The sequence below is a fragment of the Leclercia sp. LSNIH8 genome (genome assembly GCF_002920195.1).
Lineage (GTDB): Bacteria > Pseudomonadota > Gammaproteobacteria > Enterobacterales > Enterobacteriaceae > Enterobacter.
Genome location: NZ_PQJY01000035.1, coordinates 1 through 1,189 on the forward strand (window position 1 = coordinate 1; position 1,189 = coordinate 1,189).

Annotated in this window: 1 protein-coding gene and 1 pseudogene; both read right to left on the reverse strand. The window is 48.3% G+C overall.

Going from position 1 to position 1,189, the window contains the following annotated elements:
• Positions 1 to 60: 60 nt before the first annotated feature.
• Positions 61 to 135 (reverse strand): annotated as a pseudogene (locus C3406_RS26705) (EAL domain-containing protein); the annotation flags it as partial.
• 437 nt (positions 136 to 572) lie between these two features.
• Positions 573 to 1,046, reverse strand: a complete 474-nt coding sequence (gene dfrA14, locus C3406_RS25820) for a trimethoprim-resistant dihydrofolate reductase DfrA14 (RefSeq protein ID WP_004201280.1) — start codon at positions 1,044 to 1,046, stop codon at positions 573 to 575.
• Positions 1,047 to 1,189 lie beyond the last annotated feature (143 nt).

Sequence of the window (1,189 nt, forward strand, 5' to 3'; positions counted from 1 at the left end):
AGCCCACACGAGTATTGAGCATAGTCGAGATTGGTGCAGATCACTTCTGATATTGAACTGTCAGGAGCTGGCTGCACAACAGCCATTACGCCCAATCAACTGGTGCAGTCGTCTTCTGAAAATGACAATCGTGCCACCGGCTCCAGGTCTTATCGAACAGCTCAGACACATGGTCCAAATGCTGGTCGATCCGTTCGGCCAGTTTTTCGATGGCCTCTTGCTTGAGCTTGTCACTTTCCCTGAACTCGATGTTCAAGGCCCTGGCCACCTGGTTGAGGTTCCGGCCGATAGCTCCAAGCTGCCGGCACGATTCCCGTACGGTGTTCACTTCTTCATCAGTGAGGACCGGCATCCGGTTCAACGACCGCAGTCATTTCTGTACCTAAACAGTCCTGCGAATATGTGAGTTTTGACCTAATGAGCCACAAAAACTCATTTTCGCCCACGATAATTTTTCTACTTCCTTTCTTTGGAATGCTCATTTCAATATTCACATAACGTCGCTATCAATCGCGGAAAAGGCGTAGTGCGCGAAGCGAACGAAGCTTTTTGCCGTCGATTGCATAGCTTTGTTAACCCTTTTTCCAAATTTGATAGCAATAGTTAATGTTTGAAGTAAAGTGTTGCTCAAAAACAACTTCGAAGGTATTTGGAATACTCGGGAAGAAAACATCCCCCTCTGGCTCGATGTCGATCGTCGATAAGTGGAGCGTAGAGGCCATGGGTAATGTTTCTCGGTAAATTTCTCCGCCACCAGACACTATAACGTGACCGGTGAATTCAGCTAGCCTGTCCATGGCCTCTTCGATTGACTGAAATACAACTACATTGTCATCATTTGATGTCCAACCTGAGCGGGTAACGACCGCGTATTTCCTATTGGGGAGTGCGCCCATAGATTCAAACGTCTTGCGACCCACCAGAAGCCACTGATTGTAGGTCAATGCTTTAAAAAGTAGCTGCTCCCCTTTCGCGGACCAGGGTATGTCTGGACCGCAACCAATCACGCCGTTTTTCGCTTTCGCAGCCATCAATGATACTTTCAAGGTTCTCATCCTGGGTTAACTTTGTTTTAGGGCGACTGCCCTGCTGCGTAACATCGTTGCTGCTCCATAACATCAAACATCGACCCACGGCGTAACGCGCTTGCTGCTTGGATGCCCGAGGCATAGACTGTACAAAAAAACAG